Consider the following 15836-nt stretch of genomic DNA (forward strand, 5'->3'; position numbering starts at 1 on the left):
GGTGTTACGTTGCGCGTGCGTCAGGCAATCGCACGGGCGGGGAGAAACGCATGGACACCACCACACAGCAGGCCGAGCAGCAGCAGTCGGCCGCCGAGCGGCGGCGACGAGAGCTCCTCGAAGCGGCGGACCGGGTGGTGCTTCGCGACGGGCCGAAGGCCTCCATGAACGCCATCGCCGCGGAGGCGGGCATCACAAAGCCGATCCTCTACCGGCACTTCGGCGACAAGGCGGGGCTCTACCGTGCCCTCGCCGAGCGACACACCAACGCCCTGCTCGGAGCGCTGCGCGCAGCACTCGACGCGCCCGCGGAGCGCCGCGAACGGGTCGAGGCGACGCTCGACACGTATCTCGCCTCAATCGAGGCGTACCCGCAGGTGTATCGATTCCTCATGCACCCGGCGGAGGACTCCCCGCAGAACTTCGACGTGGGCCGGCACTCCGCGCCGCTGCTGCGCCGCATGGGCGAGGATCTGGGCCAGGTGATCGCCGAGCGCGTCGACCTCGGGCCGGACAGCGAGGCGCTGGCCCGGATGTGGGGGCACGGCATCGTCGGCATGATGCACGCGGCCGGGGACTGGTGGCTGGGCGAGCGGCCGTGCTCGCGTGCGGTGCTGGTGCGCAGCTTGGCGGACCTGCTGTGGGGTCGCTTGGCTGCCGCCGGCAACCGGGTGGGCGGTCCCGGCTTCTGACCACGGCCCCCGGGGTGCGGCGCGGCGGGTGCGCCGACCACGCAGCCCGTCCGGCGTTTGAGGACGGACACACCGGCCAACCAAACGGGCGCGCCGACCACCAGCCCCGTCCGGCAAGGGCGGACACACCGGTCAAGACACACCGATCAACCAGACGCGCACCCCCACGGCGCCCTCCGCGCCGCCCGCATCGCGCGGGCCCGGCGCCAGCCGGCCAGCCGGTCCGTGTAGACCGTGCCGTCGAGGTGGTCGCATTCATGCTGCAGGCACCGCGCGAAGAAGCCCGTGCCCGCCACCCGGACCGGCTCGCCGTCGACCGTGACGCCTTCGACCACCGCGTGGTCGTAGCGCTCGGTGCCCGCCTCGAGGCCCGGCAGGGACAGGCAGCCCTCCGGGCCGCGCACCACCACGCCGTCCGCCTCGACCAGGCGCGGGTTCACCACGTGACCCAGGTGGCGGATGTCCTCGTCGTCGGGGCAGTCGTAGACGAAGACCCGCAGTGGCACCCCGACCTGGTTCGCCGCGAGGCCGACACCGTTCGCCGCGTACATCGTGGCGAACATGTCGTCGACGAGCCGGGCCAGTGAGGGCCCGAAGTCGGTGACGGGTTCGCACAGGCTGTGCAGCACCGGTTCGCCGAGCAGTGTCATGGGTCGTACGAGCCCGGAACTGCCGGGAATCGGTCGGTGGCGCATGGCCGCAAGCCTACGTTCCCCGTCCCGAGCACCCGTTCACGGGTGGTGCCGCGGTAAGGGGTTCGGCGTGATCTCGATAGGCTGGGCGGACCGAGGCAAGGAGGATCAAGGACGATGGCAGGCAACGCGGACCCGCTGTCGCCGCGAGCGAAGCTGGCAGTGACGGCCGGCAAGGCTGCGGCGGCGGTGTCGCGCGCCGCTGGGCGCGGCAGCGGATCGGTGATCGGCGGCCGGGTGGCGCTGAAGCTCGAGCCCGACTTGCTGGGACAGCTCGCCCAGCATCTGGATGTGGTCCTGGTCTCGGCGACCAATGGCAAGACCACCACGACCCGCCTGATCGCGGAGGCGCTGCGGGCGAGCGGCCCGGTGGTGTCGAACGCGCTGGGCGCCAACATGCCGGCGGGCATCACGTCGGCGCTGGCGGGTGGCTCGGACGCCAAGTACGGCGTGATAGAGGTCGACGAGAAGTACCTGGCCGGGGTCGCGCGCGACACGACGCCGAAGGCGATCGCGCTGCTGAACCTCTCGCGCGACCAGCTGGACCGGGCCGCCGAGACACGCATGCTGGCCGAGAAGTGGCGTGAGGGCCTGTCCGGCACGAAGGCGGTCGTCATCGCCAACGCCGACGACCCGCTGATCGTGTGGGCGGCTTCTTCCTCCCCCACCGTGGTGTGGGTGGCCGCGGGCCAGGAGTGGAAGGACGACGCCTGGTCGTGCCCGGCCTGCGGCGGTGTGCTGCAGCGTCCCGGCGACGACTGGTTCTGCGGTGAGTGCGGCTTCCGCCGCCCCGCGCCCAGCTGGGTACTGAACGGCGACTATGTGCTGGACCCGCACGGTTCGGCCTGGCCGATCCATCTGCAGTTGCCGGGCCGCGCCAACAAGGCGAACGCCGCCACCTCCGCCGCGGTCGCCGCGGTCTTCGGGGTGCCACCGCAGGTCGCGCTGGAGCGCATGGGCGAGGTACAGGCGGTGGCCGGCCGGTACGACGTGGTGAACTACCAGGGCCGTGAGCTGCGCCTGCTGCTGGCGAAGAACCCGGCCGGCTGGCTGGAGACGTTCTCGCTGATCGACGCCCCGCCGGCGCCGGTGATCCTCTCCGTGAACGCACGCGGCGCGGACGGTACGGACACCTCCTGGCTGTGGGACGTGGACTACGGCCGGCTCGCCGGTCATCCGATCTTCGTGCTCGGTGACCGGAAGCTGGACCTCGCGGTCCGGCTGGAGGTCGCGGGCGTGGACTTCCAGGTGTGCGAGAGCGTCGACGAGGCGGTCGGGATGGCCCCGGCCGGCCGGATCGAGACGATCGCCAACTACACCGCGTTCCAGGACCTGCGCCGCGTGGTCGGCAACTAGGCCGTACGGACACTAGGACATAGGACAACTGAGCATGAGCGAGAGCAGCCTGCGTCTGGTGTGGGTCTACCCGGACCTGCTGAGCACGTACGGAGACCAGGGCAACGCCCTGGTCGTGGAGCGCCGCGCCCGTCAGCGCGGTCTGGACGTGATGCGCATCGACGTGCGCAGCGACCAGCCGGTGCCGACCTCCGGCGACATCTATCTGATCGGCGGCGGCGAGGACCGGCCGCAGCGGCTGGCCGCAGAGCGGCTGCGCCGCGACGGCGGTCTGAACCGGGCGGCGTCCAACGGCGCGATCATCTTCTCGGTCTGCGCCGGGTACCAGATCCTCGGCCACGAGTTCATCAACGACCTCGGCGAGCGCGAGCCGGGCCTGGGCCTGATCGATGTGATCTCCACGCGCGGTGAGGGCGAGCGGTGCGTCGGCGATGTGCTGGCGGACATCGACGACCGGTTCGGCCTCCCGCCGCTGACCGGTTTCGAGAACCACCAGGGCGTCACGCACCTCGGCCCGACGGCTCGACCGTTCGCGCGGGTCCGTTTCGGCAACGGCAACGGCACCGGTGACGGCACCGAAGGCGCGTACAACGACACCGCCTTCGGTACGTACATGCACGGCCCGGTGATGGCCCGTAACCCGCAGATCGCGGACCTGCTGCTGAAGCTGGCCCTCGATGTGAACGCGCTGCCGCCGCTGGACGACCGCTGGTACGAGGCGCTGCGCGCGGAGCGCATCGCGGCGGCCACGCAGACCGCGTAGCGGGTGCCGCCCGGCGCCCCGCCGGGGGCGCCGGGCACCCTGCTCGGACGGCACCGGACACCCCACTCGGACGGCGCCCTGACACAGCGTCTGAGCGCGCTCAGATGAAGCTGCTTCAGGGCGTCTGAGCAGGGCATATGTGGAAAGCGCCGCATTGCGCCGTCTGGTTCTGCCCCGCCGTTCCGCGCCGGTAGGGTGGCGGGAAACCAGCCGGACGACGGGGTCCGGTCGTCGGCCCACGTTGCAAAGGGTTTCGGGCAATGCGCATTGGTGTGCTCACCTCCGGCGGCGACTGCCCCGGCCTGAACGCCGTCATCCGTTCCGTCGTGCATCGCGCGGTGGTGGACCACGGCGACGAGGTCATCGGCTTCCACGACGGCTGGAAGGGCCTCCTGGAGTGCGACTACCGCAAGCTCGACCTGGACTCGGTGGGCGGCATCCTCGCCCTGGGCGGCACGATCCTCGGCTCCTCGAGGGTGCAGCCCGCGCACCTCGTCGACGGTGTGGAGCGGGCCAAGGGTCATGTCGCCGAGCTCGGCCTCGACGCGGTCATCCCCATCGGCGGTGAGGGCACGCTCAAGGCCGCGAACCTGCTGTCCGAGGCGGGCCTGCCGATCGTGGGCGTGCCGAAGACCATCGACAACGACATCGCCTCCACCGATGTCACCTTCGGCTTCGACACTGCGGTCGGTGTCGCCACGGAGGCCCTGGACCGGCTGAAGACCACCGCCGAGTCCCACCAGCGCGTACTGATCGTCGAGGTCATGGGCCGTCACACCGGCTGGATCGCGCTGCACTCCGGCATGGCCGCCGGTGCGCACGCGATCGTCGTGCCGGAGCGTCCCTTCGACATCGACGAGCTGACCGAGCTGGTCGGCAGGCGCTTCTCGGCGGGCAAGAAGTTCGCGATCGTGGTGGTCGCGGAGGGCGCCAAGCCGCGTGAGGGCTCCATGAAGTTCGACGAGGGCGGCACCGACATCTACGGCCACGAGCGGTTCGCGGGCGTGGCCAGTCAGCTCTCCGTCGAGCTGGAGCGGCGGCTCGGCAAGGAGGCCCGCGCGGTGATCCTGGGCCATGTCCAGCGCGGCGGCACCCCGACGGCGTACGACCGCGTTCTGGCCACCCGTTTCGGCTGGCACGCGGTGGAGGCCGCGCACCGCGGCGAGTTCGGGATGATGACGGCACTGCGCGGCACCGAGATCGCCATGGTGCCGCTGGCCGAGGCCGTGTCGGCGCTGAAGACCGTGCCGGCCGAGCGGTACGCCGAGGCCGAATGCGTGCTCTGATCGCCCCACGCAGGCGGTGAACCGCCCCCGGTCGCATCCGCGACCGGGGGCGGTTCTAGTCTGGTGCGGATAAACGAGCGCGAATCGGGAGTGAGCGGATGGATCACAGCGGGCACGGTATGACGATGGATCTGCCGCCGTTCACGCTGGAGCGTGGGCTGGAGTTCTCCGCGGACCCCTTCTTCCTGATCGGCAGCGTGCTGGGGCTCGCCCTGTACGGCTGGGGTGTGCTGCGGCTGCGCCGGCGCGGTGACAGCTGGCCGGTCGGCCGGACCGTGAGCTTCGTCATCGGCGTGCTGACCATCGCGCTGGTGATGTGCACCAAGCTGAACGACTACGGCATGGTCATGTTCAGCGTGCACATGGTGCAGCACATGGTGATCAGCATGCTGTCCCCCATCCTGTTGCTGCTCGGCGCCCCGATGACGCTGGCGCTGCGCGCGCTGCCGGTGGCGGGACGTGGCCGCAAGGGGCCGCGTGAGCTGCTGCTGGCCCTGCTGCACAGCCGCTATATGCGGACCATCACGCATCCGGCGTTCACCATCCCGATGTTCATCGCGAGCCTCTACGCGCTGTACTTCACCCCTCTCTTCGACTTCCTGATGGGGTCCAAGGCCGGGCACATCGGCATGATGGTGCACTTCCTCGCGGTCGGCCTGGTCTTCTTCTGGCCGATCATGGGCGTGGACCCGGGGCCGCACCGCCCCGGCTATGTGATGCGGATGCTGGAGCTCTTCGCGGGCATGCCGTTCCACGCCTTCTTCGGCATCGCGCTGATGATGGCGAGCGAGCCGATGGTGCAGACGTACATCGATCCCCCGTCCTCGCTCGGCATCGATGCGCTCACCGACCAGCAGGCCGCGGGCGGCATCGCCTGGGCCTTCAGCGAGATCCCCTCCGTGGTGGTGCTGATCGCCCTGGTCTTCCAGTGGTACGGCTCCGAGCAGCGGCAGGCGCGCCGCAAGGACCGGGCCGCCGACCGGGACGGGGACAAGGAGCTGGAGGCGTACAACGCCTACCTCGCCTCGCTGGCCGCGCGCGGTCGGTAGCGCCGGAACCTCCCGCGGGGGACGATGGCCTCCATGGTCGCCGCGTGGAGGAGGGTGCGCAATGCCCGGTTCGACGAAGACGATGGGTGCGGTGACCGTCGCCGCTCTCGTTCTTGTGACGGGCTACACCGTCGCCCTGGGCAGCAACGGCTGGCTGTGGTTCGGCTGGGTGGTGCTCGGCCTGATCACCCTGGGCATGATCGTCTCGCGCACCGACTGATCAGCGGCCCCGGTGGCCGGCCGGGACACGGACACCGAGAGCGGCGGCCGCCCCTGGTCCGTCGAGCTGGGCCGGGCGGCATGGCGGCCGAAGACCGGAATCAGCGGGGCCGGGATCGGGCGCGGTCCGATGCTCAGATGGGCGGCCACTTCGTGTAGGCCGCCCCACCTCGGCACATGCCATATGGAGCTCCGCGGGATCGCCGCCGCTGATTCGAACTCCGGGGACGGGGCAGACGCAGCTCGGAGCGGGCCGTTCCGGCCCACCCGGAGTCCGGAACTCTGTCGAGGAGGTAAGGCGATGAGCAGGGTGCAGGAATCGATCGATGTCGATGTGCCGCTGCACACGGCCTACAACCAATGGACCCAGTTCGAGGAATTCCCGAAGTTCATGGAGGGCGTCAAGGAGGTCCGCCAGCTCGACGAGCGGCACAACCACTGGAAGACGAAGGTGGCAGGCGTGGCGCGCGAATTCGACACCGAGATCGTCGACCAGCTGCCGGACGAACGAGTGGCCTGGCGCACGACATCCGGAGACGTCGACCAGAAGGGCGTGGTGACGTTCCAGCCGTTGGACGAAACGCACACGCGCGTCAGACTCGCCATGGACGTCGAGCCGCACGGCATCGCGGAGAAGACCGCCGACCTGACCGGCATGCTCGACCGGCGGGTCAAGGGCGATCTGGGCCGCTTCAAGGACTACATCGAGGAACGCGGACGGGAAACGGGTGGCTGGAGAGGGCGGATCTCGCCGGGAATGACCTGATCCCCGCACCGCTGCCGTGAACGCGCCGTCGGAGACCCCCTGCTCACGGTCCATGGCCCTGCTCCTCCTCGCCGTTGCCGGTGAGGTGGATGCCGAGCAGGCACGTGTCGTCCAGCGGGTTGGGGGCGTGCAGTCGGCTCAGTACATGGTCCAGGCATCCCTCGATGCCGGTGCCCCTGTATTCGTCGACCGCCGCCACCAACTCCCGCAGCCCGTGGTCGAGGTCGCCGTCACGGCGCTCCACCAGACCGTCGGTGTACAGCACGACGGTGTCCTCGGGCTCCAGCTCCAGGACCGCCGATCCGTACGCGGCTCCAGGGCTCGCGCCCAGCAGGATGCCCTCCGGCTGCGCGACGAGGAGCGTTCTGCGGCCCCGGCGTAGAACGGGCGGCAGATGACCGGCCCGGGACCAGCTGAGGCTGCGGCTGACGGGGTCCAGTCGGCCGCAGACCGCTGTGGCGATGTAGCCCCCCTGGTGGCAGAGCAGCTGGTTCAGCCGGGTCAGCATCTCGTCGGGCCCTGCGCCCGTGTACGCGAGGCCGCGCAGCGCGTGGCGGAGCTGTGCCATACCCGCCGCGGCCTTCAGGCCGTGACCCGACACGTCACCGACGACGATCAGCACATCGCCGTCCGGCAGGGCGAGAGCGTCGTACCAGTCGCCGCCCACGTCGGCCTCGGTCTCCGCGGGAAGGTAACGCACGGCCAGTTCGAGACCCGCGCCGCGCGGGATGCGCGGCACATCGATCAGCGCCTGCTGAAGGGCCTGGACGGCGCGATGCTCGGTGGCAAGCCGTGTGCGTGTCTGTACCAGGGCGTGCTGGGTGCGGCGCCAAGCCGTGATGTCCTGCAGTACGCCCCGAATCGCCGTCACGATGCCGCCCTTGCCTCCCGGCACGGTCTCGGCCACCACCTGGACGATCCGTGCGGGCTGACCGGGCGGCAGCACGCGGAACTCCACCTGGCCGGCCGGCTCCCCGGCCAGCAGCCGGCGCGCCAGCGCCTCGACGGCCGGCAGGTCTTCCGGCGCGATCACCTCTGTCGCGTCCGCGACGGTCAGGGTGCCGGTCCGGCAGGCATCGGCGACCCCCAGCAGGCTGAATATCTCACCGAAGCATGTCAGCGACTCGGCGTCGGAGGCATCCCACTGCCAGGTGCCGAGCCGGGCCAGGTACTGAGCCTGGGCGAGCTGGGCGTCCCGGCGTTCCTGCTCGTCATGGCTCCGCCAGCTGAGCAGCACCCCGTCGAGGAAGGGCGTGGCATGCAGGGTCATCGTCGAGGCGTGCACCGTACCGCCGACGACCTCGATGAACTGCTCCGCCCGCCCCTCGTACGGCACTCCGGAGGCGACCACGTCCAGGAGGCTCTGGAAAGTGCCGGCGGCGACCATTCCCGGGTACAACTCGGTGACCCGCCACCCGATGATGTCCTCCCCCGTCCGCCCCGCCATGTCGACGGTGGCACGGTTCGCGTGCTCCACCCTGAGGTCCGTCACCTTGCCGTCGGGTTCCCGGACCGCGGTCAGGATCAGCACCGGGTCGAGCAACGCGTCGAGCACGGCCCGGAACCAGGGTTCACCGGAAGGCAACGGGGAGCCCTGGCTTCCGCTGTCGAACGACAGCACCCGCAGCAGATGTGTCGCGCACAGCCGGGACAGTACGGACAGGTACCGCAAGGTGGCAGGATCGAGCCGGGTCTCCTCCGTCCAGCCGAGTTTCATGGCGCCGATCACCTGCTCCCCCGTGCGCAACGGCAACGCGCAGACCGTTCGTCCCGGCACCACGTCATCACCGGTCAGGTCCGGGTAGCGGGCCGCGAACTCCTCCGGATCGGCCACCCAGACCGCGGTTCCGCGCTGCACCGCCTCCGTGAGCGGGACGGAGGTGTACGGGGGGATCCGCTGCCACTGGCTGAGCTGGTGCCGAGACACCCCGTGACTGCCGACCAGGCGCAGTGCGCCGTCCGGTTCCAGCAGGGCCAGTACGGCGGCCCGGACGCCCAGCGGGGAGAGCGCCACCTGGCAGAGGACACGTGCCAGGTCGTCGGGAGTGCCCACCGTGCTCAGCGCGGACGCGGCGAGGTGGTAGCGGGCGGCGAAGGTCTCGGGAAGCGCCGCCGGTGGGGCGGTCTCCCTGTCGTACGAAGGCTCCGGTCGAGGCGGCACGACACTCGCGGACGCCGGCTCGGCGACGGGAGTCGCTTGCTGCTCGTCGGCCGGCTCCGCCTCGGGCGGGGCAACTGTCCCGAGCAGATCGGCCGCGACATCGACAAGTTTGCGGTCGGCGCTGTGGGAGAGGTCGACGAGATGGTCGAATGCCTCGTCCGGCGTGCAGGAGAGGCGCTCGCTGAGCAGCCCCTTGGCCTGCTCGATCACGCCCCGTGTGGCCATGGCCCGGCGCAGTCCCGCGACCTCTGCGCGCAACCGGTCGATCGTTGTCTGCAGGACGTCGTTGTTCTCGGTTCGTTCGTCGGGCATCCCGGCCGCCCGCCTCTCGCCTCGGCCCTGCATCGAGCGAGGTCAGCGCATGCCCGTGCGGTGCCGTGAAAGCCTCTTTCAGCCTACGAGGCCGCGCGGGCGGTCGCTACCGGCGGGCGGGGCGGCGATCCGGTGCGTACTCGGGCCCGAACCGCTTCTGCCGGGGGACGGCGCCTCCTCGGGAGCGGGCCCCCGGGAGGTCCGCACCCGTGGCCTGGGGCAAGGGCCCGCTGATCGTCATCCGACGCGTGGGGGTCAGCCGCGGCCGGTCAGCATGTCGCGCACCCGGTCCACCATGCCCAGTCCGGGCGCGATCAGCTTGTTGGCCGGCGGCGTGCTCGGGACGGACGGGTGGGGGCGGGTGGGAGCGGTTTCCTTGGCTCGGCGGACGTTCTCCCCCAGCTCCGCGAGGAGTGCTGCGGAGCTTGCTTCGACCAGCAGGGGAAAGAGCTGCTCCTCCTCGTCCTTCATGTGTGCGGTGACCGACGACTTCAGCCGGGCCATGAGTGTGTCGAAGCGGCTGTCGTCCGGCGAGCAGCCTTCGAGCTCCTTGAGCAGGCGCTCGATCTCGCCGTGCTCCTCGATTTCCTTGTCCGCCATGTCGTCCCCGTCGTCCACGTAACGCCGGACTGCCGGGTACAGGTGTTCCTCTTCCGCGACCGAGTGCCGGACCAGTTCGATCGTCAGCCGATCCACCACTTCCCGGCGTTGCTGATCGCCCGCGGGAAGTTTCTCGAACTCAGCGAAGAGCGTGTCCACCTCGCGGTGGTCCGTCGTCAGCTCTTGGATGACGTTTCCGCCGTGGCCCATTCCGGGGTGTTCCTTTCTCTTTTCGGTTCAGTCAGCTCACTGACCGTCTCAGAGCGAGTGACGTGATTCTTCGCGACACGCTCATGCCGAAAGGGCCGCACTGCGGCTGCTCATGTGACGCGCTCGCGACAATCCGCCATGTGTGTTCGCTCCTCGGCGGGATCACGATGAGCCCGAACAGAAGTGGTTACGCACGACGACACCTCCCCCTACACTGACCACTCTCGAAGCCCCTTTGACCTGGCAGAACGCACCCCGGAGCGGATCCTTCACGATTTGGAGCGAACCCGTGTTCTACTACGTGCTCAAGTACGTCGTGCTGGGGCCGCTGCTGCGGCTGCTGTTCCGGCCACGGATCGAAGGGATCGAGAACATCCCGGCGGGGGGCGCCGCGATCGTCGCGGGCAATCATCTGTCGTTCTCCGATCACTTCCTCATGCCCGCGATCATCAAGCGGCGAATCACCTTCCTCGCCAAGGCCGAGTACTTCACCGGGCCCGGACTCAAGGGCCGGCTGACCGCCGCGTTCTTCCGCAGTGCCGGGCAGATCCCGGTGGACAGATCCGGCAAGGAGGCGGGACAGGCCGCGATCCGGGAGGGCCTCGGGGTGCTGAGCAGGAACGAGTTGCTGGGCATCTATCCGGAGGGCACCCGCTCGCACGACGGCCGGCTCTACAAGGGCAAGGTCGGCGTGGCGGTCATGGCGATCAAGGCGCAGGTGCCGGTGATCCCGTGCGCGATGGTCGGCACCTTCGAGGTCCAGCCGCCCGGTCAGGTCGTACCACGCATCAAGCGCGTCACCATCCGCTTCGGTGAGCCGCTGGACTTCTCGCGCTACGCGGGCATGGAGAACGAGAAGGCCGTACTGCGCGCGGTCACCGACGAGATCATGTACGCGATCCTCGGGCTCTCGGGCCAGGAGTACGTCGACCGGTACGCGGCCGATGTGAAGGCCGAGCAGGCGAACCGCGGAGCTTAAGCTCAACTCGCAAGCGTGGGACAGCGGTACGGATGGGAGCGCAGTGAACGAGCACGACGTGTACGCCAAGCTGATCGGCCTGCTGGACGAGCGGGGCGCCGTGTACCGGGTCATCGAGCACGAACCTCAGGGCGCCACCGAGGCGGTGAGCAAGCTGCGCGGCAACACCCTGGCACAGGCGGCGAAATGCATCGTCCTCATGGTCAAGACCGGCAAGAAGACGCGGCGTTACGTGCTGGCCGTGGTGCCCGGCGACCGGCGGGTGGATCTGAATGCGGTCAAGGAGCTGGTGGGCGGTACGTACGCCGGGTTCGCGACCCCCGAGGTGGCGGAGCGGCTGGCCGGCAGCGTGAGCGGCACCATTCTTCCGTTCTCCTTCGACCCGGAGCTGGAGCCGGTCGTGGACCCGGGGCTGCTGGTGCATGAGGAGATCTTCTTCAACGCGGCACGGCTCGACCGTTCACTGGCGCTGCGCACCGCCGACTACACGGCGATCGCCGAGCCGCGTACGGCTGCCATCGCGCAGGAGTAGGACACGGTCGAGGGGGCGGCCGGGAATCCCGGCCGCCCCCTCTGCGTGCGTCATGCCGTCAGATCAGGAAGCCGTCGGCGTGGCGTGCGGGGCGCACGTCACATCGGTGGTGTCGGTCTTGCCCGACAGCAGGTAGTCGTCCACCCGCTGGTTGATGCAGGGGTGACCGTGTTGGTGACGCCGTGCGAGCCGGCGTCCTTCTCGGTGATGAGACGCGAGCCCTGCAGCCGCATGTGAAGCTCGACGGCACCCTCGTACGGGGTGGCCGCGTCGCGCTCGGACTGCACGATCAGGACCGGCGGCAGACCCTTGCCGGTGCGGACGTCGACCGGGACCTGCTGCTTGCCTGCGACCTCCAGGGGCGGAAGAGAGGGCCGCGGAGGCGTTGTACAAGGCTCCGCCAAGGCCTCCAGGAACGCTTCCCAGACGCCCGCTCGCTGCCACTTACGCACCCACGCCCGAACGGCGTCCTTGGTCGGCAGATGGGCCCATGGCCCCGACGAGGGTGACACGGGCGGCGGACCCGCCCGCCCGGGTTCGCCGCAACGCAAGCGGACCTTCGCCCTACGCCGTCGCCCGGTGTACGCGCCACCGCCCGGAGATGTTCCCGGGATACGCGAGCCATGGGCTCAGACCAACAGGAGGGCGATTCGGGTGGTGCCCCTCACGCCGGACGGGCTCACCGTGAGCCCGTCCGGCGGCTGCGGACCGGACAGAGCCCCCGGTCAACGGCCCCGGCCGCCGTGCCCGCGATGCTCCGCCGCGATGCCGAAGCGCTGCCGTTCGCCGGGAGCGGACGGAACCTCGCGGACCGTGGAGACCGAAGTGATCACCTGCTCCTCGGCCGGCTCCGCCGCCTCCTCGAGTCGCTCCAGGTCAGCAGCGGAGACCAAGGCGACGAGCGGCTTCCCGTGCCGCGTCACGACCACCCGCTCCCCGCCGTACACCACGCGGTTGATCAGATCGGCGAGCTCTGCGCGGGCTTGCGTCACCGGAATCTCATAGGCCATGCTCCCCATCATAACGGCCTGTACGTCCTGTACATTTTTTACAGAGCCCAGTGCACCAGGAGAGGTACGCCATGGACCGACCCGCCGCCCGCTACGTCCTGCCCGAGTTCACCGAACGCACCAGCACCGGGACCCGCACGCTCGACCCGTACTCCAAGCTGTTGGCGGAGCGGATCATCTTTCTCGGCACGGCCGTCGACGACACCGCGGCCAACGATGTGATGGCCCAGTTCATGCATCTGGAGCACGCCGCGCCCGACCGGGACATCTCGCTCTACATCAACTCCCCCGGCGGATCGCTCACCGCGATGACCGCGATCTACGACACGATGCAGTACGTCACCTGCGACGTGGAGACCGTGTGCCTGGGCCAGGCCGCGGGGGAGGCCGCCGCACTGCTCGCCGCGGGCACCCCCGGCAAGCGGCTCGCACTGCCCGGGGCCAGGGTGGTCGTCCGGCAGCCCGCCGTCGACGAGCCATTCCGAGGGCAGCCGTCGGATCTGGAGATCCACGCGGCGGAGATGCTGCGGCTGCGCGGCACACTGGCCGAACTGTTGGTACATCACACCGGGCAGAGCGCCGAAAGGGTGACCGAAACCATCGAGCGGGACACGGTCTTCGATGCCGAGGGGGCCAAGGCCTACGGCCTGGTCGACCATATTCTGGCGAGCCGCAAGGCCCCCCGGGCATTCACCGGAGCGCGGTGAGACGACGATGCTGCCGCCCGAACTTCCGCCCCTGCCCGCACTGACGTGCGCCGAAGGCGAGTTCATCGACCGCTATCTCGAAGTCATCGACCTGCTGGGCCGGATCAACCCCGCGCGGAGCAATGACACCTACAGCGCCCTACGGGCCGCACAGGCGCTCGCCGGGCGGTCCGCCGCACTCCGGGATGCCCTGGCCCTGATGCACGAGCGCGGCGAGAGGCAACTGCACACGACCACCCTGGCACGCGCGCTCCGGGTACTGGACGGGGAGCGCAGGGCCGGGAGGATCACCGTTCCGCCGGCAACGGCGAGTTGAGGCCGGTCCCGGCGGCCCCGAAAGGCGTAGGAACCCTCACCTGAACGATTGATTTCCCCCCTGTCGCACACGGGCTACTCGAGTTGCGCACCATGTGTAGACAGTCGTCGGAATATATCGTTCCGGTGCTGGTGCGGCATTGGTCGCGCATCGGCCCCAGGTCGCCGAATCGGCTGTGTCCACCTGAACGGACCAGTCGTGAGGAGCCTCACAAACCGTCGTTTCGACTCGGAAATGCGGCGGTCGGTGGGTCAAGATCCCTGGGACGACAAGCCCCCGCCACCGCGGCGGGGCGATCCGGGCGGACGCCGAGTCCTGCCGCCGTCCGGGTTCTGGTCGACATGACTGGATCGGCAGGAGTGGAGGACCCGAGCAAGGCGGGACGCCCGGAAATCGGTCGTCCCTTGGGGTGAAGCCGCTTGCGCGGCCGGGCATCTTCGCCTGTCCGAACCCGACAGGTCATCTTTCACAGGCGGTTTGACGAAGGGTTGCGCATGCCTGCGCATAAACATGTCCCGTCTTTGCTGTCACGGACCGGTACCACCTCCGTTCTGACACTCGCCGCCGTGGGCGCCACCGTACTGGCGCCCGGCACGGCATCCGAGGCACAGGCCGTGACGTCACGCGCGACCAAGGCACTGCAGGTCGCCGCTTCGAAGAAGGGTGCGCCCTACAAGTACGGCGCCACAGGTCCGAACCGCTTCGACTGCTCCGGGCTGACGCTCTACTCGTTCAAAAAAGCGGGCATAAAACTGCCGCGTACCGCGCAACAGCAGTACAACAAGACCCGGCACATCTCCGCCTCCAAACGGCAGCGCGGTGACCTGGTCTTCTTCCACTCGGGATCGTACGTCTACCACGTCGGGATCTACGCCGGCGGCGGGAAGATCTGGCACTCCCCCAAGACCGGCTCCTGGGTCAAACTGGACAAGATCTGGTCCAAGCACGTCTGGTACGGCCGGGTGCGTTAGCCCGTGCGGTACGCCGGTCCGGGCCCCGCCGGTTCGAGCGGGGCCCGCCGGGTTATCCATCCCTCATGAGTGACGCACGTCCCGGCCCGGCTCGGCACGAGACCCAGGACGAACGGGCCGACCGCAACTTCGCCGAGCTGCTGCAGGAGCTCCGGGTCACGCAGACCGGGGTGCAGATCCTGTTCTCCCTCCTGCTGACCCTGGCCTTCACCCCGCGCTTCACGACGCTCGACTCGTTCCAGCGTGGCGCCTATGTCGCCAGCCTGATGCTCGCCGTGCTGGCCACCGCGCTGCTCCTGACCCCCGCCGCGGTGCACAGGAGACTGTTCCACGAGGGATTCAAGCCGCAGATCGTGGCAGTGTCCTCACGGCTGGCCCAGGTCGGCATGGGGGTGGTGTCGCTCGCGCTGACCGGCTCGGTGCTGCTGGTCATGGACGTGGTGCACGGCAGGGCCTGGGGGATCGCCGCCGGTGCCTTCGTGCTCCTCCTCTGCGCCGGCCTGTGGTGGCTGCTCCCCCGGCTGGTCAAGCGCGGCGTCAGCCGGAGCTAGTGCTGTGATCGGAAAGGTTCACCGGCTCGCGACGCTCCCCCAGCTACCTCTGGGTGTGCCCCCACCGCATGCGTGGACACCAGCCGCTCCGCGGCAGGCGCTCGCTGATCCGGCCTGATCCGCCGGACACCCCCTACTGCTGGACCGGGACAGTCCAGGGCAGGTCGATCCAGACGGTCTTACCACCGTCCGCGGTGGGGGTGACGGAGAGTCTCCCGCCGGCTTCCGCGGTGAGCCAGCGGATGATCACCATGCCACGTCCGTTGTCCTGCTGGACGGCTGCGGGAAGCCGCTGAGGCCAGCGGGGATGACTGTCGGTGACCCCGACGCGCAGCTGTTCGTAGCGATCCAGCCGGACGTCCACGGTGAAGGTGGGCGACTGGCCGAACGTGTGCTGGACGGCATTGGTGGCGAGCTCCGAGACGATCAGCCGGACCGTATCGGCGGCTTCGGCCTCTGTGGGCAGACCCCACTCGATCAGGAGATCGCTGACGTACCTCCTGGCGGCGGAGACCGAGGCGGGATCGCTCGGCAGAGTGACGGATGCTTCCTGGCGGTCTGCCATGGCGGCGCTGTCCCTTTCCCGAGGACGGCCTCGGATTGTACTTCGCGCCAGAGTGCCACTCATCTGGCCGCCATGGCGCGGATCCACCAAGATATGCAT

At 69.5% G+C, this 15836-nt stretch carries 18 protein-coding genes, 1 pseudogene and 1 riboswitch; of the genes and pseudogenes, 13 read left to right on the forward strand and 6 right to left on the reverse strand.

The features are described 5' to 3' along the window. Positions 1 to 50: 50 nt before the first annotated feature. A complete protein-coding gene (locus ABD858_RS03790; protein ID WP_345034558.1) occupies positions 51 to 692 on the forward strand; it encodes a TetR/AcrR family transcriptional regulator in 642 nt (213 codons plus the stop codon). Between the two features lie 146 nt (positions 693 to 838). Here the strand turns inward: ABD858_RS03790 and def are convergent, their stop codons facing one another. Continuing rightward, complete coding sequence (gene def, locus ABD858_RS03795) at positions 839 to 1387, reverse strand: peptide deformylase (RefSeq protein ID WP_345034560.1); 549 nt, start codon at positions 1385 to 1387, stop codon at positions 839 to 841. Between the two features lie 114 nt (positions 1388 to 1501). Here def and ABD858_RS03800 point away from each other — a divergent pair, with 114 nt between their 5' ends. From ABD858_RS03800 to ABD858_RS03825, 6 genes are all read left to right on the forward strand, one after another. Continuing rightward, positions 1502 to 2740, forward strand: coding sequence for a Mur ligase family protein (locus ABD858_RS03800; protein WP_345034561.1), 1239 nt, complete (start codon positions 1502 to 1504; stop codon positions 2738 to 2740). A gap of 34 nt (positions 2741 to 2774) precedes the next feature. Next, positions 2775 to 3503 (forward strand): type 1 glutamine amidotransferase, encoded by a 729-nt coding sequence (locus tag ABD858_RS03805; protein ID WP_345034562.1) that lies wholly within the window; start codon positions 2775 to 2777, stop codon positions 3501 to 3503. 260 nt (positions 3504 to 3763) lie between these two features. Continuing rightward, the gene (locus ABD858_RS03810; protein ID WP_345034564.1) at positions 3764 to 4789 is read left to right on the forward strand and encodes a 6-phosphofructokinase; all 1026 of its coding nucleotides are present in this window, start codon (positions 3764 to 3766) and stop codon (positions 4787 to 4789) included. 98 nt (positions 4790 to 4887) lie between these two features. Continuing rightward, on the forward strand, positions 4888 to 5838 hold the full coding sequence (locus tag ABD858_RS03815; protein ID WP_345034565.1) for a cytochrome c oxidase assembly protein: 951 nt from the start codon (positions 4888 to 4890) through the stop codon (positions 5836 to 5838). A gap of 61 nt (positions 5839 to 5899) precedes the next feature. Next, entirely contained in the window at positions 5900 to 6058 is a 159-nt protein-coding gene (locus ABD858_RS03820; protein ID WP_345034566.1) for a hypothetical protein, read from the forward strand. 300 nt (positions 6059 to 6358) lie between these two features. Beyond that, positions 6359 to 6823 (forward strand): SRPBCC family protein, encoded by a 465-nt coding sequence (locus ABD858_RS03825; protein WP_345034567.1) that lies wholly within the window; start codon positions 6359 to 6361, stop codon positions 6821 to 6823. Between the two features lie 43 nt (positions 6824 to 6866). On the opposite strand, the gene ABD858_RS03830 is transcribed toward ABD858_RS03825, so the two are convergent. After that, entirely contained in the window at positions 6867 to 9296 is a 2430-nt protein-coding gene (locus ABD858_RS03830) for a SpoIIE family protein phosphatase (RefSeq protein WP_345034570.1), read from the reverse strand. A 255-nt stretch (positions 9297 to 9551) separates the two neighbouring features. Then, positions 9552 to 10106 (reverse strand): hemerythrin domain-containing protein, encoded by a 555-nt coding sequence (locus tag ABD858_RS03835; protein ID WP_345034571.1) that lies wholly within the window; start codon positions 10104 to 10106, stop codon positions 9552 to 9554. A 289-nt stretch (positions 10107 to 10395) separates the two neighbouring features. Here ABD858_RS03835 and ABD858_RS03840 point away from each other — a divergent pair, with 289 nt between their 5' ends. Beyond that, positions 10396 to 11085, forward strand: a complete 690-nt coding sequence (locus tag ABD858_RS03840; RefSeq protein WP_345034572.1) for a lysophospholipid acyltransferase family protein — start codon at positions 10396 to 10398, stop codon at positions 11083 to 11085. A 43-nt stretch (positions 11086 to 11128) separates the two neighbouring features. Further along, positions 11129 to 11617 carry a YbaK/EbsC family protein gene (locus ABD858_RS03845; RefSeq protein WP_345034575.1) on the forward strand — a complete coding sequence of 163 codons (489 nt, stop codon included), beginning with the start codon at positions 11129 to 11131 and terminating at the stop codon, positions 11615 to 11617. A gap of 63 nt (positions 11618 to 11680) precedes the next feature. On the opposite strand, the pseudogene ABD858_RS03850 reads toward ABD858_RS03845, so the two are convergent. Next, positions 11681 to 11961 (reverse strand): annotated as a pseudogene (locus ABD858_RS03850) (alpha/beta hydrolase); the annotation flags it as partial. 381 nt (positions 11962 to 12342) lie between these two features. After that, positions 12343 to 12627, reverse strand: a complete 285-nt coding sequence (locus ABD858_RS03860; RefSeq protein ID WP_345034576.1) for a type II toxin-antitoxin system Phd/YefM family antitoxin — start codon at positions 12625 to 12627, stop codon at positions 12343 to 12345. 71 nt (positions 12628 to 12698) lie between these two features. Here ABD858_RS03860 and ABD858_RS03865 point away from each other — a divergent pair, with 71 nt between their 5' ends. From ABD858_RS03865 to ABD858_RS03880, 4 genes are all read left to right on the forward strand, one after another. Next, positions 12699 to 13334: an ATP-dependent Clp protease proteolytic subunit gene (locus tag ABD858_RS03865; protein WP_345034578.1), complete on the forward strand. Its 636-nt coding sequence runs from the start codon at positions 12699 to 12701 to the stop codon at positions 13332 to 13334. 7 nt (positions 13335 to 13341) lie between these two features. Then, positions 13342 to 13650: a hypothetical protein gene (locus ABD858_RS03870; RefSeq protein WP_345034579.1), complete on the forward strand. Its 309-nt coding sequence runs from the start codon at positions 13342 to 13344 to the stop codon at positions 13648 to 13650. Between the two features lie 333 nt (positions 13651 to 13983). After that, positions 13984 to 14140, forward strand: a riboswitch (cyclic di-AMP (ydaO/yuaA leader). 4 nt (positions 14141 to 14144) lie between these two features. Next, positions 14145 to 14621, forward strand: a complete 477-nt coding sequence (locus ABD858_RS03875) for a C40 family peptidase (protein WP_345034581.1) — start codon at positions 14145 to 14147, stop codon at positions 14619 to 14621. A 65-nt stretch (positions 14622 to 14686) separates the two neighbouring features. After that, on the forward strand, positions 14687 to 15172 hold the full coding sequence (locus tag ABD858_RS03880) for a DUF6328 family protein (RefSeq protein WP_345034582.1): 486 nt from the start codon (positions 14687 to 14689) through the stop codon (positions 15170 to 15172). A 133-nt stretch (positions 15173 to 15305) separates the two neighbouring features. Here ABD858_RS03880 and ABD858_RS03885 read toward each other — a convergent pair whose 3' ends face one another. Then, entirely contained in the window at positions 15306 to 15737 is a 432-nt protein-coding gene (locus tag ABD858_RS03885) for an ATP-binding protein (RefSeq protein WP_345034585.1), read from the reverse strand. Between the last annotated feature and the right edge of the window lie 99 nt (positions 15738 to 15836).

The organism is Streptomyces sannanensis (genome assembly GCF_039536205.1).
Lineage (GTDB): Bacteria > Actinomycetota > Actinomycetes > Streptomycetales > Streptomycetaceae > Streptomyces > Streptomyces sannanensis.